The organism is Pantoea sp. ACRSB, from assembly GCF_022346905.1.
GTDB lineage: Bacteria > Pseudomonadota > Gammaproteobacteria > Enterobacterales > Enterobacteriaceae > Pantoea > Pantoea piersonii.
The window spans coordinates 780,407-805,768 of the sequence record NZ_JAKRNL010000002.1 but is presented as its reverse complement, the minus strand read 5'-3'; the positions used below and the strand labels follow the sequence as shown (position 1 = coordinate 805,768).

The 25,362-nt window shown below is 59.8% G+C and carries 25 protein-coding genes; 17 read left to right on the top strand and 8 right to left on the bottom strand.

Annotated elements, in window-relative coordinates; genetic code table 11:
• Positions 1-283: 283 nt before the first annotated feature.
• The 9 genes from MHZ89_RS10245 to MHZ89_RS10205 all read left to right on the top strand — a co-directional run bounded on the left by MHZ89_RS10245 (position 284) and on the right by MHZ89_RS10205 (position 8,972).
• Positions 284-889 (top strand): DsrE family protein, encoded by a 606-nt coding sequence (locus tag MHZ89_RS10245; RefSeq protein ID WP_311782908.1) that lies wholly within the window; start codon positions 284-286, stop codon positions 887-889.
• A gap of 34 nt (positions 890-923) precedes the next feature.
• A complete protein-coding gene (locus MHZ89_RS10240; protein ID WP_311782907.1) occupies positions 924-1,532 on the top strand; it encodes a DsrE family protein in 609 nt (202 codons plus the stop codon).
• 128 nt (positions 1,533-1,660) lie between these two features.
• Positions 1,661-2,698, top strand: a complete 1,038-nt coding sequence (locus MHZ89_RS10235) for a substrate-binding domain-containing protein (RefSeq protein WP_311782906.1) — start codon at positions 1,661-1,663, stop codon at positions 2,696-2,698.
• Positions 2,677-3,699 carry an ABC transporter substrate-binding protein gene (locus MHZ89_RS10230; RefSeq protein WP_311782905.1) on the top strand — a complete coding sequence of 341 codons (1,023 nt, stop codon included), beginning with the start codon at positions 2,677-2,679 and terminating at the stop codon, positions 3,697-3,699. The genes MHZ89_RS10235 and MHZ89_RS10230 overlap by 22 nt, the downstream gene beginning before the upstream one ends.
• Positions 3,699-4,568, top strand: coding sequence for an ABC transporter permease (locus tag MHZ89_RS10225; protein WP_311782904.1), 870 nt, complete (start codon positions 3,699-3,701; stop codon positions 4,566-4,568). Before MHZ89_RS10230 ends, MHZ89_RS10225 begins: the two co-directional genes overlap by 1 nt.
• Positions 4,568-5,383 carry an ABC transporter permease gene (locus tag MHZ89_RS10220; RefSeq protein ID WP_120457608.1) on the top strand — a complete coding sequence of 272 codons (816 nt, stop codon included), beginning with the start codon at positions 4,568-4,570 and terminating at the stop codon, positions 5,381-5,383. The genes MHZ89_RS10225 and MHZ89_RS10220 overlap by 1 nt, the downstream gene beginning before the upstream one ends.
• Positions 5,380-6,369, top strand: a complete 990-nt coding sequence (locus tag MHZ89_RS10215) for an ABC transporter ATP-binding protein (RefSeq protein ID WP_311782903.1) — start codon at positions 5,380-5,382, stop codon at positions 6,367-6,369. The genes MHZ89_RS10220 and MHZ89_RS10215 overlap by 4 nt, the downstream gene beginning before the upstream one ends.
• Positions 6,370-6,379: 10 nt before the next feature.
• Positions 6,380-7,213: a phosphodiesterase gene (locus tag MHZ89_RS10210; RefSeq protein ID WP_311782902.1), complete on the top strand. Its 834-nt coding sequence runs from the start codon at positions 6,380-6,382 to the stop codon at positions 7,211-7,213.
• A 166-nt stretch (positions 7,214-7,379) separates the two neighbouring features.
• On the top strand, positions 7,380-8,972 hold the full coding sequence (locus MHZ89_RS10205) for a sensor domain-containing diguanylate cyclase (RefSeq protein WP_311782901.1): 1,593 nt from the start codon (positions 7,380-7,382) through the stop codon (positions 8,970-8,972).
• 42 nt (positions 8,973-9,014) lie between these two features.
• On the opposite strand, the gene bcp is transcribed toward MHZ89_RS10205, so the two are convergent.
• Both bcp and MHZ89_RS10195 read right to left on the bottom strand, forming a co-directional pair.
• A complete protein-coding gene (gene bcp, locus MHZ89_RS10200; RefSeq protein ID WP_120457616.1) occupies positions 9,015-9,482 on the bottom strand; it encodes a thioredoxin-dependent thiol peroxidase in 468 nt (155 codons plus the stop codon).
• 141 nt (positions 9,483-9,623) lie between these two features.
• Positions 9,624-10,202: a glycine cleavage system transcriptional repressor gene (locus MHZ89_RS10195; protein WP_311782900.1), complete on the bottom strand. Its 579-nt coding sequence runs from the start codon at positions 10,200-10,202 to the stop codon at positions 9,624-9,626.
• A 143-nt stretch (positions 10,203-10,345) separates the two neighbouring features.
• Between MHZ89_RS10195 and dapA the strand changes: the two genes are divergently transcribed.
• The 6 genes from dapA (at position 10,346) to ypfH (ending at position 16,842) form a co-directional block, all read left to right on the top strand.
• Positions 10,346-11,224: a 4-hydroxy-tetrahydrodipicolinate synthase gene (gene dapA / locus MHZ89_RS10190; RefSeq protein WP_311782899.1), complete on the top strand. Its 879-nt coding sequence runs from the start codon at positions 10,346-10,348 to the stop codon at positions 11,222-11,224.
• A 14-nt stretch (positions 11,225-11,238) separates the two neighbouring features.
• A complete protein-coding gene (gene bamC / locus MHZ89_RS10185; protein ID WP_311782898.1) occupies positions 11,239-12,270 on the top strand; it encodes an outer membrane protein assembly factor BamC in 1,032 nt (343 codons plus the stop codon).
• A 146-nt stretch (positions 12,271-12,416) separates the two neighbouring features.
• On the top strand, positions 12,417-13,130 hold the full coding sequence (gene purC, locus MHZ89_RS10180; protein WP_033753802.1) for a phosphoribosylaminoimidazolesuccinocarboxamide synthase: 714 nt from the start codon (positions 12,417-12,419) through the stop codon (positions 13,128-13,130).
• A 124-nt stretch (positions 13,131-13,254) separates the two neighbouring features.
• Positions 13,255-14,112, top strand: coding sequence for a neutral zinc metallopeptidase (locus tag MHZ89_RS10175; protein ID WP_311782897.1), 858 nt, complete (start codon positions 13,255-13,257; stop codon positions 14,110-14,112).
• Entirely contained in the window at positions 14,112-16,085 is a 1,974-nt protein-coding gene (locus tag MHZ89_RS10170) for a GNAT family N-acetyltransferase (protein ID WP_311782896.1), read from the top strand. The genes MHZ89_RS10175 and MHZ89_RS10170 overlap by 1 nt, the downstream gene beginning before the upstream one ends.
• Positions 16,086-16,158: 73 nt before the next feature.
• A complete protein-coding gene (ypfH, locus tag MHZ89_RS10165) occupies positions 16,159-16,842 on the top strand; it encodes an esterase (protein WP_311782895.1) in 684 nt (227 codons plus the stop codon).
• A gap of 51 nt (positions 16,843-16,893) precedes the next feature.
• Here ypfH and MHZ89_RS10160 read toward each other — a convergent pair whose 3' ends face one another.
• From MHZ89_RS10160 to MHZ89_RS10150, 3 genes are read right to left on the bottom strand one after another with little or no spacing between them, the layout of a single operon-like run.
• Positions 16,894-17,082, bottom strand: coding sequence for a YpfN family protein (locus tag MHZ89_RS10160; protein ID WP_311782894.1), 189 nt, complete (start codon positions 17,080-17,082; stop codon positions 16,894-16,896).
• 23 nt (positions 17,083-17,105) lie between these two features.
• The gene (gene dapE, locus MHZ89_RS10155) at positions 17,106-18,233 is read right to left on the bottom strand and encodes a succinyl-diaminopimelate desuccinylase (protein ID WP_311782893.1); all 1,128 of its coding nucleotides are present in this window, start codon (positions 18,231-18,233) and stop codon (positions 17,106-17,108) included.
• A 1-nt stretch (position 18,234) separates the two neighbouring features.
• The gene (locus tag MHZ89_RS10150; protein ID WP_311782892.1) at positions 18,235-18,603 is read right to left on the bottom strand and encodes an ArsC family reductase; all 369 of its coding nucleotides are present in this window, start codon (positions 18,601-18,603) and stop codon (positions 18,235-18,237) included.
• A 384-nt stretch (positions 18,604-18,987) separates the two neighbouring features.
• On the opposite strand from MHZ89_RS10150, the gene ypfM reads away from it, so the two are divergent.
• The gene (ypfM, locus tag MHZ89_RS22685) at positions 18,988-19,050 is read left to right on the top strand and encodes a protein YpfM (RefSeq protein ID WP_143806259.1); all 63 of its coding nucleotides are present in this window, start codon (positions 18,988-18,990) and stop codon (positions 19,048-19,050) included.
• A gap of 97 nt (positions 19,051-19,147) precedes the next feature.
• Here the strand turns inward: ypfM and acrD are convergent, their stop codons facing one another.
• From acrD to narQ, 3 genes are all read right to left on the bottom strand, one after another.
• The gene (gene acrD / locus MHZ89_RS10145; RefSeq protein ID WP_311782891.1) at positions 19,148-22,264 is read right to left on the bottom strand and encodes a multidrug efflux RND transporter permease AcrD; all 3,117 of its coding nucleotides are present in this window, start codon (positions 22,262-22,264) and stop codon (positions 19,148-19,150) included.
• A 170-nt stretch (positions 22,265-22,434) separates the two neighbouring features.
• Positions 22,435-23,067: a response regulator gene (locus MHZ89_RS10140; protein WP_311782890.1), complete on the bottom strand. Its 633-nt coding sequence runs from the start codon at positions 23,065-23,067 to the stop codon at positions 22,435-22,437.
• A gap of 75 nt (positions 23,068-23,142) precedes the next feature.
• The gene (gene narQ, locus MHZ89_RS10135; RefSeq protein WP_311782889.1) at positions 23,143-24,831 is read right to left on the bottom strand and encodes a nitrate/nitrite two-component system sensor histidine kinase NarQ; all 1,689 of its coding nucleotides are present in this window, start codon (positions 24,829-24,831) and stop codon (positions 23,143-23,145) included.
• A 251-nt stretch (positions 24,832-25,082) separates the two neighbouring features.
• Between narQ and MHZ89_RS10130 the strand changes: the two genes are divergently transcribed.
• On the top strand, positions 25,083-25,355 hold the full coding sequence (locus MHZ89_RS10130; RefSeq protein WP_311782888.1) for a DUF1471 domain-containing protein: 273 nt from the start codon (positions 25,083-25,085) through the stop codon (positions 25,353-25,355).
• Positions 25,356-25,362: the final 7 nt, after the last annotated feature.

Here is a 25,362-nt window from a genome sequence, read left to right as displayed (position 1 = left end):
AGCTTACCCGTCTTGCGCCATATTAATAACTGGTACGTTATTTACCCAAAACCTTTCTATTTAACTTCGCTGAACGCTTTTATATCGATCCATCCCAATAAAGAGCTATAAGTGCAGCCCCATCGAGCGCCTTTATTAATTTGGTTAATTAATAATTTCATCTGAAATTAATCGGGCGCAGCGGCTTAGCGCCGCACCCTTTTGCCACGCCGGGGCTGTGGTATAGATAGCTCACCCGATTCAGGATGTGAATCAGCCCTACGCTGTTGTCCGGAGAGAATTTATGCGTTCAGCTGTATCTTACGCGCTCATCGCTATTATTGGCGGTGCTGTTGGCGCGGGCGTTACCCAGAGCGGCGCGCTCTATCAAAAGGTCGTTAACCACTTCGCCGCCAAACCCAGCGATCCCGAAGGCTTCTGGAGCACGCCTGCCGTTGAAGGCTATGGAAAGATCCACTACGAGCCGGATGCCGCCTTCAAACCGGTTGCGGGCCTGAGCAATAAAATCGTTTTCCAGATCACCCGCAGCGACGGCGCGATGACTGACGTTAACCTTGGCCTGGAGCGCGTAGCGCGCGTGGTCAATCTCTATGTCGCCTCCGGCGTTCCCGCCGAAGATCTGAAATTCGTGGTCTCGGTGACGGGCGACGCAACGCCAGCGATGCTGGATAACGCCCATTTCAAACAGTTTTATGGCGTAGACAATCCCAACCTCAAGCTTATCGGCGAGCTGAATAAGCTGGGCGTGAAGGTCTCCGTCTGCGACCAGTCGGTGGCTTTCCACCATTACCCCAACGACTGGATCGATAAATCAGTTGTCCATGCGCTTTCCAGCCCGACCACGGTCTCAACCCTGGAGAACCAGGGTTACGCATGGCTACAGATGTAATCACACTTTGAAAATAACAAGCAGGAGAATAACGATGCGTCCAGCGGCCTATATTGTGGTGGCAGCTATAGCCGGGTTTATTGGCGGCAATGTATTACAGCTGCCGGAATTATATGAAAAAGTAAGCGGCAAATTCGCCGATAACAACACGCAGCCAGCAGATTTCTGGAGTACGCCCGCGATTGAAGGCTACGGCAAAATTCACTATGTCGATACGCCCGCTTATAAACCAGGCACCGTACCGGGCCTGAGCAATAAAATCGTTTTCCAGGTTAACCGCAGTGAAGGCGATATTCGTAAGCCGAACCTGGGTCTGGAGCGCGTCGCACGCGTAACTAACCTCTATTACGCTGCAGGCGTGCCGCTGAATCAGCTGAATTTTGTGGTATCGATCAACAGCGATGCGGTGTCGGCGGCGCTGAACAACGAGCAGTTCCATAAAGCGTACGGCGTGGACAACCCGAACCTTAAGCTGATCGACGAGCTGGAAAAAGCGGGCGTGAAGGTATCGATTTGCGACCAGTCGGTGGCTTTCCACAACCTGCAGCGCGAGTGGATCGATCAGCGCGTTACCCACACCATCTCCAGCGGCACCACCGTCGCAACGCTGCAAAACGAAGGTTACGCCTTCCTGATGCTGTAAGCCCTTCTCTGACAGCGGCCGCGCGCCGCTGTCATCTGTTCGTCATCCCGCTGCGATTGTTCTGTCATACAACCCCTTTACTTTGAGCGCCAATGAGATCGTTCTCATCAGCGTATTGAGGGGGAAAAATGACGGATTTAATCAGCGTAGCGAAACTGGCGGGCGTTTCTCGCGCCACGGCGGCGCGCGCCTTCTCCGATCCCCATTTGCTGAAAGAGAGTACGCTGCAGCGCGTGCTGGCGGCTTCCGATCAGCTCGGCTTTCGGCCTAACCATATCGCGCGTCAGCTGCGCACCCAAAGCTCCACCACGCTTGGCGTATTGCTGCCTTCACTGCTGAATCCGGTGTTTGCGCAGCAGCTTCAGGCGATGGAGCGGCAGGCGCGGCTGGCTGGATTTGGCCTGCTGGTCGCCACCAGCGACTATCAGGCCGAACGCGAAGCGGCAATTGTGGAGCATATGCTGCGTCAGCGCGTCGCCGGGCTGGTGCTGACGGTGGCCGACGCGGATCGCAGCGCCGTGTTGCCGACGCTGGCCGCGGCGCAGATGCCCTTTGTGCTGGCGCACAACGTGCCGCAAAGCGCGGACTGGCCGAGCGTCTGCGTTGATAACCGCCGCGCGATGGCTGAAGCCACCGAACATTTGCTGATGCTGGGCCATTGTCATATCGGCATGGTTACCGGGCCGGTCTGGCAGTCCGATCGCGCGCAGCAGCGCTTTCTCGGCTACTGCGACGCGATGCAGCAGGCGGGGCTGAAACCCTTTCCGCTGATTGAGATGCCGAGCCATACGCGCTCCGATTTTCAGCAGCTGCGGCCGCGTCTGCAGGGCGCAAATCCGCTGACGGCAGTGATCTGCAGTAACGACCTGCTGGCCATCAGCCTGATGGGTGCCGCCGCGCGCGCGGGCGTTCAGGTGCCGACCCAGCTCTCAATTATGGGCTTCGACGGCATTGAAACCGGCGAACATCTTTCTCCGTCGCTTGCCTCGGTAGTGCAGCCCAGCGATCTGCTTGGCGCATGCGCTATCGATATGCTTTTACAACAATCCAGCGGCGGGCCCCGCATGCTGGCACACCACCTGCGGTTGGGCGAGAGCATCGCGCCCGCGCCGCGCTCTACTTTCGTCAACTCCAGGGAATCCACATGTCAACGCACAACAAAATGAAAAAGTTAACCGCTGCGGCGCTGCTGGCTGCATGCGGTATGGCGAGCCAGGCTGCCCACGCGGCGGAAAGCGCGATCTGCTACAACTGCCCGCCGGAATGGGCGGACTGGGGAACGCAGCTGAAAGCCATCGCGCGTGATACCGGCATTCAGGTGCCGCAGGATAATAAAAACTCCGGCCAGGCGCTGGCGCAGATGGTCGCCGAGAAGAGTAATCCGGTCGCCGACGTGGTCTATTACGGCGTAAGTTTTGGCATCCAGGCGGCGGGCACCGGCGTGATCGCCGATTACAAACCGGCGCACTGGGATGAGATCCCGGCAGGCATGAAAGATCCCGACGGCAAATGGGTGGCGCTGCACTCCGGCACCATGGGCTTTATGGTCAATGTCGATGCGCTGGGTGGCGCGCCGGTGCCTCAATCCTGGGACGATCTGCTTAAGCCGGAATATAAAGGTATGGTGGGCTATCTCGATCCCTCCAGCGCCTTTGTCGGCTATGTCGCCGCCGTGGCGGTGAACCAGGCGAAAGGCGGCACCATGCAGGACTTTACTCCGGCGCTCAGCTGGTTCAAAAAGCTGCAGGCCAGTCAGCCGATCGTTCCAAAGCAGACCGCCTATGCGCGCCTGATTTCAGGCGAGATCCCGATTCTGCTCGACTACGACTTCAACGCCTACCGCGCCAAATATAAAGACCATGCCAACGTCGCCTTTGTGATCCCGAAAGAGGGTACGGTAACGGTGCCTTACGTCATCAGCCTGGTGAAGAACGCGCCGCACGAAGTCAACGGCAAAAAAGTGATCGACTACGTGCTCTCGGATAAAGGGCAGGCTATCTGGGCCAACGCCTACCTGCGTCCGGTGCGTCCGTCGGCGATGTCCGCCGAGGCGAAGGCGAAATTCCTGCCTGACAGCGACTACGCCCGCGCCCAGACTGTTGATTACCAGCAGATGGCCGATGCACAAAAAGCCTTCTCCGCCCGCTACCTGAGCGAGATCCGTTAATGTTGCTGCTGGATACCCGCAGCCGCGCGCCGACGGCCCTGCGCCGTCGGGCGCATCAGGGCGCGCGCTGGCCCTGGATGCTGCTGCCCGCGCTGCTGTTTTTTGCCGCCTTCTGGCTGCTGCCTTTTGCGCGTCTGCTACAGATCGGCGTCACGCCCGACCGCACCACGCAGCAGAGCGGCTACTGGACGGTCATTAGCCAGCCGCAGTATCTGCAAAGCCTGCTCAACACCGTATTGCTGTCGCTGGCGGTGACGCTGATGACGCTGCTGATCGCCGCCGTGGTCGGCTGTTTTCTGGCGCGTCAGCGCTTCGCCGGGCGCGGTACGCTGCTGGCGCTGCTGACCTTTCCGCTCGCCTTTCCCGGCGTTGTGGTGGGGTTCCTGGTAGTGATGCTGGCGGGCCGCCAGGGCGTGCTGGCGCAGCTGAGCATGAGCCTGTTTCACGAGCGCTGGACGCTCGCCTATTCGCTCAGCGGCCTCTTTATCGGCTACCTCTATTTTTCGCTGCCGCGCGCCATCGTCACGCTGGTGGCAGCGAGCGAAAAACTGGATCGCTCGCTGGAAGAGGCGGCGCGCTCGCTGGGCGCCAGTCAGTGGCGCATTACCTGGGACGTCATCGTGCCGGGACTGAAGCCGGCGCTGCTTTCCAGCGGCGCGCTCTGTTTCGCCACCAGTATGGGCGCCTTCGGCACCGCGTTTACGCTGGGCACCAGCCTTAGCGTGCTGCCGCTGACGATTTACGGCGAGTTCACCAACTACGCCAATTTCGCCACCGCTGCGGCGCTGTCGGTGGTTATGGGCGCGGTCGCCTGGCTGGGCCTGATGCTGGCGCGCGCCCTGACGCGGGCGTCGGGAGAGGAAGCGTGATGAAACGTCGTACGCTGTTTTATCTGCAGGCTGGCATCACCACGCTGACGGCGCTGTTTATGATCGTGCCGGTGGTGCTGTCGATGCTGGCGGGCGTCACGGAGAACTACTTTATCGGCCTGCGCAGCGGCCTGACGCTGAAGTGGGTTGGACAGGTGTGGGAGCTGTACGCCGATACCTTCTGGCTGTCGCTGCTGATTGCGCTCTGCTGCCTGGCGATCACTGTCGCGATCGGGCTGCCCGCTGCCTGGGGTTTGCTGAAGGCGCCGCCGCGCTGGTCCGCCCGCATCGAAGAGTGTCTGATGCTGCCGGTGGCGCTGCCGGGTCTGGCTACCGCGCTCGGCATTATTCTGCTCTATGGCCGGTTTAACGGCCTGCGCGACAGCTGGCTGTTTATTTTGATCGGCCACGTGCTTTTTACGCTGCCCTTTATGATCCGTCCAGTGCTGGCGGTGATGCAGGCGATTCAGCTGCCGCGCCTTGAAGAGGCAGCCGCCAGCCTGGGGGCCGGATTCTGGCGTCGTTTTTTCACCGTGGTGGTGCCCAACTGCCGCAACGGCATCCTGGCGGGCGCGTTTATGGTGATTACGCTCTCGGTAGGGGAGTTCAATATCACCTGGATGCTGCATACGCCGCTGACGAAAACGCTGCCGGTAGGGCTGGCGGACAGCTACGCCTCGATGCGGCTGGAAGTGGGATCGGCCTATACGCTGATTTTTATCGTTATGATTTTACCGCTGTTGCTGATGCTGAACGCCTGCAATCACTGGCTGACGCGCCAGGCGACGCGAAACGCTGTTAAGGAGCTGGCATGAATAACGATGCCGTTACCGTCACGCTGCGCGGCTGCTCGCGCCGCTTTCATCAACATACCGCGCTGCATCCGCTCGATCTTACCGTTCACGCCGGTGAAACCCTGGTGCTGCTTGGGCCATCCGGCTGTGGCAAAACCACCACGCTGCGCATTATCAGCGGGCTGGAGAGCAGCGACGAGGGCGGCGAAGTCTGGTTCGACGATCGCGACGTCACCGCGCTGCCGATCGAGAAGCGCAACGTCGGCATGGTATTTCAGAACTACGCGCTGTTTCCCAATATGAACGTGGCGCAAAACGTCGAATATGGCCTGAAAGTGCAAGGGGTGGCGCGCGTCGAGCGTGAAGCGCGGGTGAAAGAGATGCTGGCGCTGGTGGATCTCAGCGCGCTGGCAAACCGCGCTATCGACAAACTCTCCGGCGGCCAGAAGCAGCGCGTGGCGCTGGCGCGCGCGCTGGCCGCGCGGCCGAAAGTATTGCTGTTCGACGAGCCGCTGGCAGCGCTTGACGCCAAACTGCGCGAGCGCCTGCGGCTTGAGATCGGCGCGCTGCTGAAAAAGCTCGCCATTACCGCCGTTTACGTCACGCACGATCAGCAGGAGGCGATGGCGCTCGGCGACCGCATCGCGGTAATGGAGCAGGGGCGTATCGCCCAGATCGACACGCCGCAGGCGATTTATCAGCGGCCAGCGACGCGCTTCGTCGCCGATTTCGTCGGCGCGATTAACTGCGTCGAGACCGACGTCCACGGCGAGCCGCGTCAGTTCTGCCGCCCGGAGGATATCTTACTGGCGGACGACAACCGCTACGCGCGCCACGGCTACATCGTCGGCAGCACTTTTTTAGGCGCCGCGCAGCGTTTGCAGATCGATATCGGTCTCGCCGCGCCGATTCAGGTAGAGCGTCATGCGCGGGAGGCCTGGCACGCCGGGCAACGCGTCACCTGGACGCTGGCGCCGCGCGCCGCGCTGGAATTTACCGGTTATTAAGGAGAGTTTTGTGTTTGCCAAACCTACGCTGATTGCGCAAATCAGCGATCTGCATATCAAGGCGAACGGTCGCCTGTCCTATAAAAAAGTGGATACGCAGGCCGCGCTGCTGCGCGCCATCGACACCCTTAACGCGCTGCGGCCACAGCCGGATATGGTGGTGATCACCGGCGATCTGGTCGATTTCGGTACGGTGGAGGAGTATCAGACGCTGCGTCTGGCCCTGCGCCGCCTGCAGCTGCCGTTCCGCCTGATGCCGGGCAACCATGACGATCGCCAGGCGCTGCGCGCAGTCTTTATTGATCATGACTACCTTCAACACGGCGCTACGCTTAACTGGCAGCTGAAGGTAGGGCCGCTGAAGCTGCTCGCGCTCGACTCCAGCGTGCCGGAACAGCCCTGGGGCTATGTCGATGAATATCAGCTGACGTGGCTGGAGGAAAGCCTGACGCGCGAACCGGCCGCGCCGACGCTGGTTATGCTGCACCATCCGCCTTTTATCTGCGGCATCGACCATATGGATCGCCAGCGGCTGCGCAATCCCGACGCGCTCGCGGCCATTATTGCCCGCCATCCACAGGTAGAGCGCGTGCTGTGCGGCCATCTGCACCGCAGCCTGCAGGCGCGTTTTGCCGGTACGCTGGCGGTGTGCGCGCCGGGCGTGTCCCATCAGGTGGCGTTTGACCTGCAGCCGGACGGCCCGGCCCATTTTGTGCTGGAGCCGCCAGGCTTCCTGCTGCATTGCTGGCAGCCGGAGCAGGGGATGATGGTGACGCACCAGTGCGCCATCGGCGACTATTCCGGCCCCTGGCCATTCTACGATCAACACGGTTTGATTGATTAACGCCGGGCGCGAATAGCGGGTGTCAGAGAATGTAACGGTTGGAAAGGTGCTCAGGAGGGCGGCAGGGTGTACACTTGCCCCTTGCCTCACCAGGGCAGATAACCTCCCACAATAACGACATTCTCAGGCCTTTCAGCATGTACTTATCTTTTGCAGCGGGCGCGCTATGTTAATGCGCCTGCGTCCCAGAACCGATCTGCGCACGCTTATCGCGTTACTCGCTATTGTCAGCATCGTAGTTACGCTGACCAACGCGCTCTATGCTACCTGGCGCGTGCAGCGTATGGCGCTGATCGACAGCACGCTGGAGGCGAATCGCGCTTACGCCACCAAGCTGGCCTCCACCACCGAAATTTTTTTCCAGCTGGCGCAGTCGCAGCTGCACTACAGCGCCAGGCTGCTCGGCGACGATTTTGATAATCCCGCGCTGCTGCGTCGGGAGGTCGATCGCCTGCGCGAGCAGACCAGCAGTTTTAACTCGGTGGCGGTGGTCGACGCTAACGGCGTCGTTAAAGCTATCTCGCCGGAATCCCTGATGCTGCAGGGCATGCATCTTACCAGCGAGGCGTCGCGCGAAGCGCTAAGCGCGCGACAGCCTGCCATCAGCAAACCCACTATTTCGGCGGCGAACAACCTGATTATCTTCGTCTCCTGGCCGATCTGGAGCCGTGACGGACGCTATCTCGGCTATGTGGGCGGCACCATCTATCTGAAAAAGAAGAGTATTCTGAATACGCTGCTTGGCGAGCAGTACTATCGCGACGGCACCAGCGTCTACGTGCTGGACAGCGAGAGCCGGGTGCTCTATCACCAGAACGGGCAGCTGATCGGCAAAACGTTGCCTGCGCTGCTTAACGGTCATCAGGAAGAGACCAACGGCTCGCTGCAGCTACAGCTGGCGGGCGAACCGTCGCGCCTCGCCGGCTATGCGGTGGTGCCGACTACGGGCTGGACGGTGGTGGCGCTTAAGCCTACCGCCGTGACGCTTGAGCCGCTTTCCGGCCTGCTGATGCAGGTGCTGAAACGCTCGGTGCCTTTCGCGCTGCTGACGCTGCTGGTGGCGGTGATCCTGGCGCGGCTGATCGCGCTGCCGCTCTGGCAGCTGGCGCGTAAGGCGCGTCAGATGGATGCGCCCGGCGTTTCACAGGAGCTTAGTGCTGTTCATGCCTGGTACTTCGAGGCGGCGCAGGTTAAGCGCGCGCTGCTGACCGGCATCGGCCTGGTGCAGGACAAGATCGGCCGCCTTAAGTCAGAAGTGCAGACCGATCCGCTGACGCAGCTGCTTAACCGGCGCGGCCTGAGTGCGGTGCTCGACTTTTATCAGACGATGCGTCAGCCGTTCGCCGTACTGGCGCTGGATATCGACCACTTTAAGCGGGTCAACGACAACTGGGGGCATGATGTCGGCGACCGGGTGATTCAGCAGGTGGCGGAAACGCTGAGCGCCAGCGCGCGTCAGAGCGATGTGGTATGCCGCAATGGCGGAGAGGAGTTCCTGATGCTGCTGCCGATGACCGATATCGAGGAGGCGCGCCGCATTGCGGAACGCATACGCGTCAGCATCGCCGCGGCATCGCTGGCCGAGGTCGGCACCATTACCCTTTCAGTCGGGGTGGCGGGCTGGCAAGATGAGGCGGTTTCGCTGGAACAGAGCCTGAAACAGGCAGACGCCGCGCTTTATCAGGCGAAAAATGACGGGCGAAACTGCGTCAGGGTAGCGGAAGCGCAAACGCCGCTTGCGGGAAGTTCTGTCTCGTAAAGAGAGGAAGCGGGATGCGGCGCTAAGCCGCATCCGCGTGTGTTAAAGCGACTTCAGGTAGTCCATCACGATATCGTGATGGTTGGACGTTTTGAAATCGTCGAACACCTTTTCGATCTTGCCGTCGGCGCCCACCAGGAAACTGATGCGGTGAATGCCGTCATAGGTTTTACCCATAAAGGATTTTTCGCCCCAGACGCCAAACGCTGCGCAGACCTGATGATCTTCATCAGAGAGCAGCGTAAAGTTCAGCAGCTCTTTTTCAGCGAAGCGCGACAGCTTTTCTGGCTTATCGGTGCTGATGCCCAGCACTTCCACGCCCGCTTTTTTCAGTTCATCCATATTGTCGCGCAGGCCGCAAGCCTGCACTGTGCATCCTGGCGTCATCGCTTTCGGGTAAAAATAGACCAGAACGCGCTGTCCCTGGAAGTCGGTTAAATTTACCTGTTCGCCATCCTGGTCGGGCAAGCTAAATTTCGGTGCGGTGTCACCGGCTTTCAGTGGATTCATCACTACTCTCCATTTTTCTTTATGCTGTGGGCGACAGGCTGCCTGACGAACCGCGTCAGGTGGAAAGTCGCCATCAGGGGATATTGCGCCACATAGCCAGACATCAGTGATGTGGAGGAATAGCCCCGGTTTATTTACAGCTTAGCGTGAACCCTGAAGCGTCGCCGCATCTTCATCGGCCAGGCTGTAAAAACGCAGCGTACCTTCAGCATTGAGTTCGCGGCACAAGGCATAAAACGCCTGTTCAAACTGCGAGTCGCCTACACCCGCCGGGCTGTGCGCCGTTATTTGAATATAGAGCGTTGGCGTCTGATCTGCCTGACCTGGTTTGATGCGAGAGCCCAGCTCAGCAATATTCATCGCATGTTTGTCGAACAGATCGGTGAACCGCTCAATAAGATGGGGAGAATCAGGCACCTCGACCTGAACCCAGACCGTCGCCGGCATCGGCGGACGCGTTCTGGCGCTGGTGCGCTTCATCACGATCAGCAGCTCAAGCTCCGCGCCTTTCAGCGGCAGCGTCGATTCGATCAGCGCGATGGCGTTCCAGCTGCCGGAGAGCAGCATAATAAAGGTGAACTCATCCCCGAGCATGGCGAGACGGCTGTCTTCGATATTGCATCCACAGCTGCTGACATGGCGGGTAATCGTATTGACGATACCCGGACGGTCAACACCCAGTGCGGTGATCACCAAATGGTGGGGCTGAGACTGCGGCAAAGTGGGATTTCCTGTTCATTCGCTAATAACCATAAGGTAAACATAAAAAAAACTGCTGACAAGCGCAGGAGGGGCGTGGCCTGCTTGCTTTTCAACAGAAGTAAAACGTACCATGAAGCACTTGTTTGTCGAGGGGATCGCCAATGTTCACGGGAAGTATTGTTGCGCTCGTTACGCCAATGGATGACAAAGGTAATGTCTGCCGTACGAGTCTGAAGAAACTGATTGATTATCACGTCGCCAGCGGCACCGCGGCGATCGTCTCCGTCGGCACCACCGGCGAATCCGCGACTCTGAGCCATGAAGAGCATGGCGATGTGGTGATGCTGACGCTGGAGCTGGCGGACGGACGTATTCCGGTGATTGCCGGTACCGGCGCTAACGCCACCGCAGAAGGCATCTCTCTCACCAAACGTTTCGAAAACAGCGGCGTGGTTGGCTGCCTGACCGTAACGCCGTACTACAACCGTCCGACGCAGGAAGGGTTGTTCCAGCACTTTAAAGCGATCGCGGAAAGTACGGCGCTGCCGCAAATGTTATATAACGTCCCCTCACGCACCGGCTGCGACATGCTGCCGGAAACCGTCGCTCGCCTTGCTGAAATCAAAAATATTATCGGAATCAAAGAGGCGACCGGGAACTTATCGCGCGTTAGCCAGATCCAAGCACTGGTCGATGAGGACTTTATTATTGTCAGCGGCGACGACGCCAGCGCGCTGGACCTTATGCAGCTGGGCGGCAAGGGCGTTATCTCGGTAACGGCCAACATCGCAGCGCGTGAAATGGCTGAACTGTGCGCGCTGGCGCAACAGGGCAATTTCGCTGAAGCGCGTCGCCTGAATCAGCGTCTGATGCATCTGCACCAGACGCTTTTCTGTGAACCCAATCCTATCCCGGTCAAATGGGCAGCGAAACAGTTAGGATTAATCGCCAGTGACACGCTGCGTCTGCCGATGACGCCGCTGACTTCAGCGGCCATACCAAAAGTTGAGCAGGCGCTGATTAAAGCGGGTTTGCGATAAGTTAGGGAGTTTCAATGAATCATTCTGTAAAGCGCTCAACGGTTGCGACCGTCGTGGCGCTGTCTACTGCGATGCTGTTAACGGCGTGCTCTAACGATCAACGTTATAAACGTCAGGTAAGCGGTGACGAGTCCTATTTACAGGCCAGTGAGCTGCACGATCTGCAGGCGCCGGCTGGTATGATCCTGCCGGTGGCACACGGTGATTACGACGTGCCGCACACCGCCGCCAGCGGCAACGTCGGCAAGCAGCTCGATATTCGTCCGCCGGCTCAGCCGCTGGCGCTGGTCAACGGCGCGCGCGCGCAGTTTACCGGCAATACCGGCGTGCTAATGCTGGAAAAAAACCGCGGCTCCGTCTGGTCGCAGGTGAATAAAGTTGTTGAATCCAGCAACTTTCCTGTTGCGCAGCGCAACGATGCGCGTCAGCAGCTGACCACCGACTGGGTGCAGTGGAACCGCGCCGACGAAGACAATCAGTATCGCGGCCGCTATGAGATCAGCGTGCAGTCGCAGAGCTATCAGCAGGTGCTGACGGTACGCCTGCTTGAGCTGCAGCAGAAAGGCGAAGCGGTCACCTCGCCGGTGCAGATCCAGCGCTACACCGCGCAGATGCTTAATGCGATCAGCGCCGGGCTGGATAAAATCGACCTCGCCAGCGAAAACGCGGCGGCGGGTCGCGCCAGCGGCAGCATTGACGTGCAGAGCGGCGCGGACGATACCGGTCTGCCGATGCTGGTGCTGCGTACGCCGTTCAACGTTGCCTGGCAGCGTCTGCCGCAGGCGATGAAGCGCATCGGCATGGAAGTGACCGACAGCAACCGCCCGCAGGGCAGCCTCAGCGTTACCTATAAATCGCCGGGCAGCAGCACGTGGGATGATGTCGGCGCGAAAGATCCGGAACTGCCGAACGGCGACTATAAAGTCCAGGTCGGCGATCTGGGTAACCGCAGCAGCCTGCAGTTTATCGATCCCAAAGGCCACGTGCTCACCCAGTCGCAGAACGATGCGCTGGTGGCCGTGTTCCAGGCGGCTCTTAACAAATAAATCGCCTCAGGGCCGGAGATTCTCCGGCCTTTTTTTTTCGTCTCTGGCATAATAGCGCGCGGCGAAGTAAACGATTGCGTCGCGGCAATCCCCCAGCGGCCCGCCGTCGCAGAACACCCGAAATTTTCAAGTCTGGAGTTAACAAGATGCAAAAGCGAGCTGAGTTGTATCGCGGTAAAGCGAAAACCGTATACAGCACCGACAATCCGGATCTGCTGGTACTCGAATTCCGCAACGATACGTCAGCAGGCGACGGAGCCCGAATCGAGCAGTTCGATCGCAAGGGAATGGTAAACAACAAGTTCAACCATTTCATTATGACTAAGCTGCAGGAAGCGGGCATTCCGACCCAGATGGAGGCGCTGCTTTCCGACAACGAAGCGCTGGTGAAAAAGCTGGAGATGGTGCCGGTGGAGTGCGTAGTACGCAACCGCGCGGCCGGCTCGCTGGTAAAACGTCTGGGCGTGGAAGAGGGGATGATCCTCAATCCGCCGCTGTTCGATCTGTTCCTTAAAGACGACGCGAAGCATGACCCGATGGTCAATGAATCCTACTGTGAAACCTTCGGCTGGGTGAGCAAAGCGAACCTGGCACGCATGCAGGAGCTGACCTTTAAAGCCAACGAGGTGCTGAGCAAACTGTTTGACGACGCGGGCCTGATCCTGGTCGATTTCAAACTGGAGTTCGGCCTGTTCAAAGGCGAAGTGGTGCTGGGCGACGAATTCTCACCGGACGGCGCGCGTCTGTGGGACAAGCAGACGATGGACAAGATGGATAAAGATCGTTTCCGCCAGAGCCTGGGCGGCCTGATCGAAGCCTATGAAGAGGTAGCGCAACGGCTGGGCGTTAAGCTCGACTGAACTAATCCCGTCTGAAAGCGAAAAAGGAGAGCCTCGGCTCTCCTTTTTTCATTTGGCCGCAAGGCTGGTAGTTGTCTCGCCGCGCAACTAAAATCACGTTAACTATCTTAATCAGGAGCAGATTATGCGCTGGCAAGGACGTCGCGAGAGCGACAATGTAGAAGACCGTCGAGATCAAGGCCCGGCCTATAGCGGCGGAAGGCAGATCCGGCTGCCGCGCGGGAAGGGCGGTATTATTCTGTTGGTCGTGGTCGCGGTCGCTGGCTATTACGGGTATGACCTGACGGGGCTGCTTACTGGCGGCAATGTCGCGCCCACCAGCCAGCAGCAGCGCGTCAGCGCTAATGACGACGAAGCGGCGAAATTTACCCGCGTTATCCTGGCCTCCACCGAAGATACCTGGAGCAAACTGTTCCAGAAGATGGGCAAAGAGTATACCGCGCCAACGCTGGTGATGTATCGCGGCGCGACCCAGACCAGCTGCGGAACTGGCCAGACGGCGATGGGGCCGTTCTACTGTCCGGCTGATCAGCGCGTCTATATTGACCTGTCGTTCTACGATGAAATGAAAAACAAGCTCGGCGCGGGCGGCGAGTTTGCGCAGGGTTATGTTGTGGCGCATGAGGTAGGACATCATGTGCAAAAACTGCTCGGCATCGAACCGAAAGTGCGCGAAATGCAGCAGGGCGCGAGCCAGACGCAAATCAACCATCTGTCGGTGAAAATGGAGCTGCAGGCGGACTGTTTCGCCGGCGTCTGGGGTTATTACGTCAGCAAGGATAACTGGCTGGAAACCGGCGATTTGCAACAGGCGCTCGACGCGGCGCAGGCTATCGGCGACGATCGCCTGCAGCAGCGCAGCCAGGGGCGCGTGGTGCCTGACAGCTTTACACACGGCACCTCGGAGCAGCGCTACACCTGGTTTAAACGCGGATTCGACAGCGGCGATCCCGGACAGTGCAACACCTTTGCAGCTAACTGATGTCGCCTGAACAGCTCAGCCGTCAGATGCAGCAGGCGGGCGTCAGACGGCTCTGCGTCATTAGCGGCGAGTCGGACTGGTCGCTGGCGCGCGCCGCCGAGTGGCGCGCCGCTTTGCCTGGCGACTGGCTGGCGGTGAGCGATGCGCCCATCGACGACGACCTTCCGCACTGCGCGCCCGCGGCGTTACGCACGCTGCTCGGCCGCGAATTTACGCACGCCGTTTTCGATGCGCGACGCGGTTTTCACGCGGAGGCGTTTGCCGCGCTGGCGGGCACGCTGCGCGCCGGAAGCTGGATGCTGCTGTTAGCGCCGCCGTGGGCGCGCTGGGCGCAGCAGCCTGACGAGGACAGCCTGCGCTGGGCCGACGTCGCCGAACCTCTCCCTGCGCCGCACTTTATTCGCCATCTGCAAAAAATGGTGCTCGCCGATCCTGGCGTGGCGCTACTGCGTCAGGAGGAACCGGCACGTATCGCGCCGTTGCCGGCCCTGCCTCGCTGGCAGTGCCGCGCGCCGCAGCAGCAAAAAGCGATAGTCCAGCAGCTGCTGGCGATGGTGTCAGGCGTCGCGGTGCTGACCGCGCCACGCGGCCGCGGCAAATCTGCGCTGGCGGGAATGCTGGCGCAGCAGATCCCCCGGGCGCTTATCACCGCGCCGGCGAAAGCCTCTACAGAGGTGGTGATGCGCTTTGCCGCCGATCATTTTCACTTTATGGCGCCCGACGCCATTCTCGCTCAGCCTGAGGTTCCCGCCGCTGACTGGCTGATAGTCGATGAAGCCGCGGCGATCCCTGCGCCGCTCCTTACCCAGCTGGTGGCACGCTTCCCGCGCGTGCTGCTGACGACCACGGTTCAGGGATACGAGGGCACCGGGCGGGGCTTTATCCTGAAGTTCTGCGCCGGGCTGGCGCAGGCGCGTTACTTTACGCTGGATGAGCCGCTGCGCTGGTCGCGTCAGGACCCGCTGGAAGCCTGGATCAACCAGACGCTGCTGTTTGAGGACGCCGCGCCCGCGCCGGTTTCACTGCCCGCCGCGCCGCGGCTCATGCCCGCCGACGCCTGGCGCGAAGACCCCGCGCAGCCGGAAGCTGCATACCGTCTGCTGGCCAGCGCGCACTATCGCACCTCGCCGCTCGATCTGAGGCGCTTAATGGATGCGCCTGGCATGACGCTGTGGCTGAGCGGCGAAGCGCCCGCTTTACAGGGTGCGCTCTGGCTGGTGGAGGAGGGCGGCTTAACGCCCGAACTGGCGCAGGCGGTCTGGGCGGGCAGGCGACGGCCGCGCGGCAATCTGGTCGCGCAGTCGCTGGCCGCGCACGCCGGATTCGTCGAGGCGGCGACGCTGCGGTCCCGCCGTATCAGCCGCATCGCGGTGGCGGCGGAACAGCGCCTTCAGGGCATCGGGCAGGCATTAGTGGCCGCCGCGCAGGGGCGACAGGATGTTGATTTTCTCTCTGTCAGCTTTGGCTATACCGATGCGCTGTGGGCCTTCTGGCGCGCCTGCGGCTTTACTCTGGTGCGTATCGGCACGCAGCGCGAGGCCAGCAGCGGCTGCTATGCGGCGATGGCGATGCGCGCGCTGACGCCTGCAGGCGCGGATCTTCAGCGGCGCGCTGCAGAGCGGCTGGCGCGCGACTGGCCGCAGCTGCGTCAGCAGGTAGCGGAGTCGATTGCGCTGCCTGAAATGCCGCTCTCTTTCACCGACGAAGATGCCTTGCTGGTGGCGGGGTTTGCCTGGGCGCAGCGGCCGCTGGAGGCGAGTCTGCCGGTGCTGCACCGGCTCGCCGCCAGGATTTTTGTTCCTCCGCTGCTGGAAGCCGCGCTGCAGCCGCAGGCGGATACTGGCCGACTTGCGCAGCAGGCGGGGCTGAGCGGGCGCAAGGCTTTGGTCGCTCAACTACGGCTTGAGGCCGCCGCCGCCCTGAGCGCGCTGGACGCGGCGCGCGCCAGGCAGCTGCGTCAGCAAGTGGAATAAATCCACAAACTTGTTCAAATTTTCCCAATAACGCTCCGCGCAGGGCGGCGTATAGTGATCTGAGGAGGTCGATATGACACTGCAATACGTTATTGTTCAGCAGCCGAGCGCGACAGCGCAACAGCTGTTTCTGCTCTACCACGGCGTAGGCGATAATCCTCACTCTATGGCGCAGCTGGGCAGCTGGTTCGCGCGCGAGTTTCCGCAGGCGCAGGTGGTCGCGGTCGGCGCGCCTGCGCCGGGCCATTACTGGTTCAGTGAAACCGCGCAGCATGACCAGAGCGAGCAGCAGCGGGTTAACGCCGTACTGCCGCAGTTCGTTGATTCAGTGCGGCACTGGCAGGAGCAGAGCGGCGTGCGCGCCGACGCTACCGCGCTGGTGGGGTTCTCGCAGGGTAGCACCATGGTGCTGGAGGGTGTGAAAGCGCAGCCGGATCTGGCGGGCCGCGTCGTGGCCTTCAGCGGCCGCTACGCTACGCTGCCGGAACAGGCGTCAACGCGCACCACTATTCATTTGATCCACGGCGAGTATGACGAGCAGATCCCGATGCAGCACGCCGAGCAGGCTGCGCAGCGGCTCACCGCGCTGGGCGGAGACGTGACGCTCGACATTGTGGAAGATCTGCCGCACGCGGTAGACGACCGCAGCATGGCGCTGGCGCTGCAGCACCTGCACTACACCGTGCCGAAGCGCTATTTCGATGAGGCGTTAAGCGGAGCGAAACCCGGCGACGACGATGTGATTATGATGATGTAAAAATGCCCTCGCGCAGGCGAGGGCGTTATCAGGGAAGCGTAGCCTGACCTGTTACTTTTTCTTCTTCGGCCAGTCGTCGTCATCCCACTTATCGTTAAAGTCGCGGTGCGGCGGCAGGTCGGGTTTATTGGCCATAAATTTTTTATGGTCGATGCGTTTTAGATCCTTATAAACATTCATCAGTACGCCGACCAGCAACAGGATCACAATGATCCACCAGTAATCTTTAATAAATTCCATTTGCCTGCTCCTCTCGATCGCGATCAGGCGACCAGCTGTTCCATAATGCGCTGATACATGCGGCTCAGCGTTTGCAGATCGGCTGCCTTCACGCATTCATTGATTTTGTGAATGGTGGCATTCACCGGGCCAAGCTCAACCACCTGCGCGCCCATTCGCGCGATAAAGCGCCCGTCTGAGGTGCCGCCGGTGGTCAGCAGCTGCGGCTTAATTTCATTATAGTGCGATACCGCCTTAACCACGGCGTCCACCAGCCTGCCACGCGCCGTCAGGAACGGCTGACCGGAAACCACCCACTCCAGGGTATAACGTAGCTGATAGCTGTCGAGCAGCGCCGCGACGCGATCTTTAATCATCTGATCGGTGAGTTCGGTGCTGAAGCGGAAATTGAACTGTACGAAGAATTCGCCCGGGATAACATTGTTGCTGCCGGTGCCAGCCTGCACGTTAGCAATCTGCATACTGGTCGGCGGGAAAAATTCATTGCCGCGATCCCACTCGGTGGCGACCAGCGCATTAAGCGCGGGCATCGCGCGGTGCACCGGGTTATCCGCCAGATGAGGATAAGCAACGTGACCCTGTACGCCATGAATGGTCAGGTTGGCGGTCATCGAGCCGCGCCGGCCGTTTTTGACTACATCGCCCACCACTTCGGTGCTGGATGGCTCGCCAACCAGGCAGTAATCCAGACGCTCGTTACGCGCCATGAGACGCTCTACTACCTTCACCGTACCGTTTTTCGCGCTCGCCTCTTCGTCAGAGGTAATTAAAAACGCCAGACGGCCTTTATGGTTGGGGTGCGCCGCGACAAAACGTTCCGCTGCGACCACCATCGCCGCCAGCGAACCTTTCATATCCGCCGCGCCGCGGCCGAACAGCATACCGTCGCGAATGGTGGGTTCGAAGGGGGGATTGATCCAGCGGCTGGCGTCGCCCGGCGGCACTACGTCGGTATGACCAGCGAACGCCAGCGTTTCGCCCTGGCCGCGGGTCGCCCAGAAGTTTAGCGTGTCGTCGATGTGCATCGGCTCTACGTGAAAGCCAATCGCTTCCAGACGCGCGATCAGCAGCGCCTGACAGCCCGCGTCATCCGGGCTCAGCGAAGGGCGGCGGATGAGCTGCTGCGCCAGTTCGATTACAGGACAGAACATATTATGACTTCTCCTGGAGAAACGCATGGTAAGCGGCTTCGCTAAAGCCGGAGAGCAGCGTGCCGTCCGGCGCGCGCAGCAGGGGGCGTTTAATGATGGCGGGCTGCGCCAGCATCAGCGCTTTGGCGCTGTCGCTATCGGTAATGGCGTCGCGTTCCGCTTCCGGCAGCTTGCGCCAGGTGGTGCCGCGCGTATTAAGCAGCGTCTGGTAGCCTAGCTGATCGATAAACTGCGTCAGCAGCGTATCGCTCAGCCCGCTGGCGCGGTAATCATGGAACTCGACGTCGATGTCGGCGGCTTCTAAAAAGCGGCGCGCTTTTTTTATGGTGTCGCAATTTTTTATGCCGTACATCACCCACTGCGCTGTCATCAGGATCCCTCGTCAGAAAATCAGGGCATCAGTTTACCACAGTGAGCCAGCCTGCTAACCCGCCTCGCGGGAAAAGCAGCGAAATAACGCGAATAAAATCATTAGGATTTGTCTTAGTAACCGCTTTCATTTTTGCGGGTTATTGTCACGCTGTTTATCATGATCCTGTTAAGAATTATCTTAGAAGGCGCTCAAGCGGGCTGGTCCGGTCAATTAAGGTTTTTTCTCTGCGTTTATAGCGGGTTGCTGAAATGTGCGTCAGCTAGCAGATCGAAAAAACTACAGTAATTAATCGCCTTTGCCGATAGTGAAAACAGGTGTAACCGTATTCACCTGACGAAAATTTACGCGTAGAATCGACACTACTATAAGAGAGAGGTCTATATGATTGACGCTGAAATGGGGAACTGGAAAGAATTCATCGCGGCGATGTTACGCAACAAGTAACGCGCGGCGAAACAGGCAGGAAACTTCCCCCTTGCTCTGATTCTGACCACACATAGCAATAAGGCAGCCACTTCGGTGGCTGCCTTTACTTTTGCATTCAGTCTTGCGGTTTTGCCTTTAGCGGGAAGCGACGACGCACCAGCACGAAAAACAGCGGCACAAAGAAGATAGCCAGTAGCGTGGCGGAGATCATGCCGCCCATGACGCCGGTTCCGACCGCGTGCTGGCTGCCGGAACCGGCCCCCGCGCTGATCGCCATCGGCAGCACGCCAAAAATAAAGGCCAGCGAGGTCATCAGAATCGGGCGCAGGCGCTGGCGCGAAGCGGAGAGCGTCGCCTCGATCAGCTCGCTGCCTTTGCTGTTCATCTCGTTGGCAAACTCTACGATCAAAATAGCGTTCTTTGCCGAGAGGCCCACGACCGTCAGCAGCCCTACCTGGAAATAGACATCATTCTCCAGCCCGCGCAGCCAGGTGGCGACCAGCGCGCCGACCACGCCGAGCGGCACCACCAGCATTACCGAGAAGGGAATCGACCAGCTCTCATAGAGCGCCGCCAGGCAGAGAAACACCACCAGCAGCGAAATGGCGTAGAGCGCAGGCGCCTGCGAGCCAGACAGCCGCTCCTGATAAGAGGCGCCGGTCCACTGAAAACCGACGCCGAGCGGCAGTTTCGCTACCAGTTGCTCCATCACGTCCATTGCTGTGCCGCTGCTGACGCCTTGCGCCGCCTCGCCGACAATCTCGATTGAGGAGTAGCCGTTGTAGCGTTCCAGGCGCGGTGAGCCGGTCTCCCAGCGGCTGGTAGCGAAAGCGGAGAAGGGCACCATGCCGCCGCTGCTGTTGCGCACGTACCACTGATTAATATCGTCCGGCAGCATGCGGAATGCCGGCGCGGCCTGTACGTAAACCTTTTTCACGCGTCCCCGGTCGAGGAAGTCGTTCACGTAGGTCGATCCCCAGGCGGTCGTCAGGGTATCGTTGATCGTATCGATCGAGACGCCCAGCGCCTGCGCTTTACGCTGATCGACATCGATCTGCAGCTGCGGGCTGTCGTCCAGGCCGTTGTGGCGCACGCGCGACAGCGACGGGTTGCTGTCCGCCATCTCCAGCAGCTTATCGCGCATCGCCATTAGCTGTGTGTGCCCGATACCGGCGTGATCCTGCAGCTCCATATCAAAGCCAGACGAACTGCCCATGCCGGTAATCGCTGGCGGACTGCTGGCGATGACGCGACCCTCTTTAATGGCGCGGAAGGCTTTAGTGGCGCGTTCGATAATGGCGAAAGAGGTGCGATCCGCGCCGGGGCGTGCTTCCCAGTCTTTCAGACGCACAAAGAGCCGCGCCACGTTCTGACCGTTGCCGCCCGGCCCTGCGCCAATGGTCGAGAACACCGACAGCACGTTCTCTTTCTCCTGCGTCATATAGTAGTTTTCGACTTTCGCCACGACGTCGGAGGTTTGCTGAAGCGTCGCGCCCGGCGGCAGCTGCACCTGCGTCAGAAAGACGCCGCGATCCTCTAGCGGCAGAAACGAAGTCGGCAGACGGATAAACAGGAACGCCATCAGCCCGATAATGGCAAGGTAGAGCAGCAGCCAGCGGCCGCCTTTCAACAGAATGCGCGCAACGCCGCGCTCGTAACGGTCGGCATTGCGGTTGAAGTGGTGGTTAAACCAGCCGAAAAAACCGCGACGGCCATGATGTTCTCCCTGCGCCAGCGGCTTGAGCAGCGTGGCGCACAGGGCAGGCGTCAAAATCATTGCCACCAGCACCGACAGCACCATCGCCGAGACGATAGTAATCGAGAACTGACGATAGATAGCGCCGACCGTTCCGCCGAAAAAGGCCATTGGTACGAAAACCGCCGACAGCACCAGCGCGATCCCGACCAGCGCGCCCTGGATTTGCCCCATCGATTTTCGCGTCGCCGCGCGCGGCGAGAGGCCCTCCTCGCTCATAATGCGTTCGACGTTTTCCACCACTACGATGGCGTCATCCACCAGCAGGCCGATAGCCAGCACCATCGCGAACATGGTGAGGGTATTGATGCTGAAGCCGCAGGCGTAGAGCACAGAGAAAGTGCCGAGCAGCACCACCGGCACCGCAATGGTGGGGATTAGCGTGGCGCGAAAGTTCTGCATAAACAGGTACATCACGCCGAATACCAGCACGATCGCCTCCAGCAGCGTCTTCACCACGTCGATAATGGAGGCTTTAACGAACGGCGTCGTTTCATAGGCGACTTTGGCTTCCAGCCCGTGGGGGAAAAAGTGCGACAGCTCTTCCACGCGCTGACGCACCAGCTTGTCGGTATTCATCTCATTCGCGCCGGAGGCGAGCTTAATGCCCAGACCCGACGCCGGCTGGCCGTTATAGCGGCTCAGATAGTCATATTTTTCCGCGCCCAGCGCCACCTGCGCCACGTCGCCCAGCGTCACGACCGAACCATCGGGATTGGTTTTCAGGGTGATGGCTTTGAACTGCTCCGGCGTCTGCAGCAGCGACTGCGCATTGACCGTGGCGTTCAGCGCCTGCTTGTCTACTGACGGTAAACCGCCAACCTGCCCGACGGCGACCTGCGCGTTTTGCGCTTCGATAGCGCTTACCACATCGTCAGTTGTCAGCGAGTAGGCGATAAGCCTGGCGGGATCGAGCCAGATACGCATCGCATACTGCGAGCCGTAGGCATCGACCTGGCCGACACCATCGATACGGCTCAGCGGATCCTGAATATTACTGGCGACATAATCTGCAATGTCTTGTTTATCCATACTGCCGTCGGTAGAGACGAAGGCGAGCATCAGGATATTGCTGTCGCCGGTTTTATTGACCGTCACCCCCTGAGACTGCACCGCCTGCGGCAGCTTGCGCAGCGCGGACTGCAGCTGGTTTTGCACCTGCTGCCGCGCTTCGTCGGGATTGGTGCCAGCAGAGAAGGTGAGCGTGATCTGCGCCTGGCCGGTATTGCTGCTGTTGGAGGACATATACATCAGGTTGTCGATGCCGGTCATATTCTGCTCGATAACCTGAGTAACGGTATTTTCCAGCGTTTCAGCTGAGGCGCCCGGATAGTTGGCGGTGATACGCACATTGGGCGGCGCGAGGTCGGGATATTGCTCAATCGGCAGAGAAATAATCGCCAGCGTGCCGCACAGGCTGATTAAAATCGCCAGCACCCAGGCAAAAACGGGACGGTCGATGAAAAAATTCGACATCGAGTCGACACTCCTCAGCAGCGTTTCGCTTTTATTATCAGAATGCGGCCCGCGCATGGCGCGGGTCGGGCGGGCAGGGAAAGAGACGGTTTCTGCCGAAACTTACTCTACGTGCTGTCAGTCAGGATATCGTGGAGAAATTGTGGAGAAAGTGTAAATCACCCGTCAGGTCAGCTGTTGCGGCTCTCCAGCCACATTACGGTGGCGGCGACGCGCGAGCGAACGTCGAGTTTTTTCAGCAGATTGCGGATATGCACTTTTACCGTCTCTTCAGAGATATGCAGCGTGGCGGCGATCTCTTTATTCGACAGGCCGCGCGCCACCTCCTGCAGCACATCACGCTCGCGCTCGGTCAGCTGGCGAAACGGGCTGGCGCTGTGCTGGCGCGTGGCGAGATAGTCCCGCACCGCGTCGCTGAAGATTTTCTCGCCGTGTGCCGCCTGCAGGATCTGACCAGGCAGCAGTTCTGGATCGCTGTCTTTGAGCAGATAGCCATCGGCGCCAGCGTCCACCATTGTGTCGATATCGCTGCGCGCATCCGACACGGTAAAGATCAAAATGCGCGAGCTAATCCCTTCATGGCGTAGCGCCTTTAGCGTATCCAGCCCCGACATGCCTTTCATATTCAGATCGAGCAGAATGATATCTGGCGCCAGGCGGCGCGCTTCGGCCAGCGCTTCGGTGCCGTTGTTGGCCTCGGCGATCACTTCCAGCCGGGGTTCCAGCGTCAGTAGCTGGCGAATACCGCGGCGCATTAGTGGATGGTCGTCCACAATCATTACCGTCAGCGTGGGTTGTTGCATATTGACTCCCGGCGAATTACGCAAAAAGCGCTTCTGAAAAGGTTAAAAAGGCGCGTTGCAGTCAACGCGATAATACTACGTCAGCCGCGTGGCGGGCTGCGGCGGAAAACGTAGCGCCACCTGGGTGCCGCGCGCCTGCGCCTGAATCTTCAGCTCGCCCGCCAGCCGCGCGGCGCGCTCCGACATAGTGGTTAAACCATAATGGCCTTGCGGCTCTTCTGTAGTGGCGATACCGACGCCGTCGTCAGTCACCGTAAGTAAATGCTCACCTTCTGCATTGCGCTCATAGCGGACACTTATCGTCGCGGCATCGGCGTGGCGGATGGCGTTCAGCACCGCCTCGCGGGCAATCTGCAACAGATGAACCTGCTGCTGCGCATCCAGGGTCTCCAGGCCGGGCTGAAAGCTAAAGCTAATCTTAGCCGTAACCTGCTCCTGCAACGAAGCGATCATCGCCTGCATCGCCGCGACCAGATCGGCCTGCTCAATCGTCAGGCGGAAGGTCGCCAGCAGCTCGCGTAGCTGGCGGTAAGCGTCTGAAAGCGTGCGGTCAACGTCGGCGATAATGCTTTGCGCCTCGCTGTTCGAGTCGCCGAGGGCGCGGCGCAGTAGCGTAAACTGTATACGCAGAAAGGAGAGCGCCTGCGCCAGCGAATCGTGCAGCTCGCGCGCGATAGTGGCGCGCTCTTCAATCAGCAGCATCTGCTGAACCTGCTTTTGCGTCTGCCAGATCCAGACAGCGCGCGACAGCATATTTCCCAGGCTCTGCATCAGCGCCTGACGCGGCCGGGCCTGCTCGCTTTGCCAGCGCAGCGCGCCGGTCTGCTCATCATCCTGCTGCAGCGGCACGCTGTGCCAGCGGAGCGTCTTATCGCTTTCGCCTGTGCTAAACCGGCCATGCGCGCTCTCCAGCACCAGCACGCGCAGGTTTTCGCGTTCGCGCACCTGCGCCATGACGCTTTCAAACAGCGCCGCGCTGAGCGGCCGGGCGGTCAGCATCTGCGAGCTTTCATACAGCAGCGACAGGGTGCGGTTGGCTTCCTGTAAATCACGCGTCTTCTCTTCTACCGCGCTGGCGAGCGCCTGATGATGAGAATGCAGACGCGCCGCCATGGCGCTGAACGTCTGCGCCAGCACGCGCAGCTCGTTGTTCTGCTCGACCATCAGCGGCGGAAAGTCAAAGTTGCCGCTTTCAACATAGCGGCTGGCGGTCACCAGCGCATTGAGCGGACGCACGACCTGGCGGCGGCTGTAGCGAATGGTGGCCAGCGCCAGCGCCACAATCAACACCAGGCCCAGCAGACTGCTGGCCGCCACCAGCTCCATTTTCCTTTCGCTGTAGCGCTGCAGCCCCATGACGAAACGGTCTATTTCGCCGACGTAGCTCGCCACCTGCTGTTGATAGAGGCGTGCGTCGCCGCGCTCCAGTTGCTGCTGTAGCGCGGGCCAGGCGGTACGCAGATGGTAATAACGGTGGATAACCTCTTGCGGCACCCAGGGGCGATCGAGATCGCGCAGCGCGGGTTTATTGAGCGTCTCTTTATACTCCAGCAAATGCTGCCGGATTTGCTGCGGATCGCTGGCGCTGTCCCAGGCCAGCCGGTAGCTCTGCATGCGCAGCGAACCAGCCAGGTTGATCGCCTCGGCGTCGCGCAGGCTGCTGGAAAGCGTCATCAGCGCCAGTCCGGTAGTCAGCAGCGCCAGCAGAACGATAGCACTCAACGCCTGTGCGATACTGCGGGTCACTGAACGTTTCACAATCACAACAATACCCCTGTTTTTGGTGCGGGCATTATAAAGGAGGGGGCGGAAAGCCGCCAGGCCACTCTGATGCTATCGACACGATGGGTTACATTCTGCACAAAAAAGAAGCTCTGCTGACATAAGCCAGGAGAACGCGCAGTGCGATGCCTAAAAAGGAGACAGCTTTACATCGTCCAGAGACTGGCTTTCATTGTGGCGCTAATAATTCTAAACAGCATTAAGCAAACCACCTGCGAACCAAGGAGCATGCGATGAAAAAACCTGTTTTGTTTCTGGCTGGCGCTCTGTTAGCAACCGCTTCGTTCTCCACGCTGGCGGCTACGCCGGTAAGCCAGGACGAGGCGCAAGGCCTGCAAAGCATCGGCAGCGTCTCCGTCACCAACGCGCGCGGCTCGCTGGATAATGCAACGCGCCAGCTGTCGCAAAAAGCTGAAGAGATGGGCGCAAGCCATTACCGCGTTATCGGCGTCGAAAACCCCGGCGATTCCAGCCTGTGGCGCGGCACCGCAGAGATTTATCGCTAACCCTCAG

Coding starts and splice junctions, on each gene's coding strand:
- MHZ89_RS10245 (WP_311782908.1), top strand. CDS start 284: ATGCGTTCAGCTGTATCTTACGCGCTCATCGCTATTATTGGCGGTGCT.
- MHZ89_RS10240 (WP_311782907.1), top strand. CDS start 924: ATGCGTCCAGCGGCCTATATTGTGGTGGCAGCTATAGCCGGGTTTATT.
- MHZ89_RS10235 (WP_311782906.1), top strand. CDS start 1,661: ATGACGGATTTAATCAGCGTAGCGAAACTGGCGGGCGTTTCTCGCGCC.
- MHZ89_RS10230 (WP_311782905.1), top strand. CDS start 2,677: ATGTCAACGCACAACAAAATGAAAAAGTTAACCGCTGCGGCGCTGCTG.
- MHZ89_RS10225 (WP_311782904.1), top strand. CDS start 3,699: ATGTTGCTGCTGGATACCCGCAGCCGCGCGCCGACGGCCCTGCGCCGT.
- MHZ89_RS10220 (WP_120457608.1), top strand. CDS start 4,568: ATGAAACGTCGTACGCTGTTTTATCTGCAGGCTGGCATCACCACGCTG.
- MHZ89_RS10215 (WP_311782903.1), top strand. CDS start 5,380: ATGAATAACGATGCCGTTACCGTCACGCTGCGCGGCTGCTCGCGCCGC.
- MHZ89_RS10205 (WP_311782901.1), top strand. CDS start 7,380: ATGTTAATGCGCCTGCGTCCCAGAACCGATCTGCGCACGCTTATCGCG.
- bcp (WP_120457616.1), bottom strand. CDS start 9,482: ATGAATCCACTGAAAGCCGGTGACACCGCACCGAAATTTAGCTTGCCC.
- dapA (WP_311782899.1), top strand. CDS start 10,346: ATGTTCACGGGAAGTATTGTTGCGCTCGTTACGCCAATGGATGACAAA.
- bamC (WP_311782898.1), top strand. CDS start 11,239: ATGAATCATTCTGTAAAGCGCTCAACGGTTGCGACCGTCGTGGCGCTG.
- purC (WP_033753802.1), top strand. CDS start 12,417: ATGCAAAAGCGAGCTGAGTTGTATCGCGGTAAAGCGAAAACCGTATAC.
- MHZ89_RS10175 (WP_311782897.1), top strand. CDS start 13,255: ATGCGCTGGCAAGGACGTCGCGAGAGCGACAATGTAGAAGACCGTCGA.
- MHZ89_RS10170 (WP_311782896.1), top strand. CDS start 14,112: ATGTCGCCTGAACAGCTCAGCCGTCAGATGCAGCAGGCGGGCGTCAGA.
- ypfH (WP_311782895.1), top strand. CDS start 16,159: ATGACACTGCAATACGTTATTGTTCAGCAGCCGAGCGCGACAGCGCAA.
- MHZ89_RS10160 (WP_311782894.1), bottom strand. CDS start 17,082: ATGGAATTTATTAAAGATTACTGGTGGATCATTGTGATCCTGTTGCTG.
- dapE (WP_311782893.1), bottom strand. CDS start 18,233: ATGTTCTGTCCTGTAATCGAACTGGCGCAGCAGCTCATCCGCCGCCCT.
- MHZ89_RS10150 (WP_311782892.1), bottom strand. CDS start 18,603: ATGACAGCGCAGTGGGTGATGTACGGCATAAAAAATTGCGACACCATA.
- acrD (WP_311782891.1), bottom strand. CDS start 22,264: ATGTCGAATTTTTTCATCGACCGTCCCGTTTTTGCCTGGGTGCTGGCG.
- MHZ89_RS10140 (WP_311782890.1), bottom strand. CDS start 23,067: ATGCAACAACCCACGCTGACGGTAATGATTGTGGACGACCATCCACTA.
- MHZ89_RS10130 (WP_311782888.1), top strand. CDS start 25,083: ATGAAAAAACCTGTTTTGTTTCTGGCTGGCGCTCTGTTAGCAACCGCT.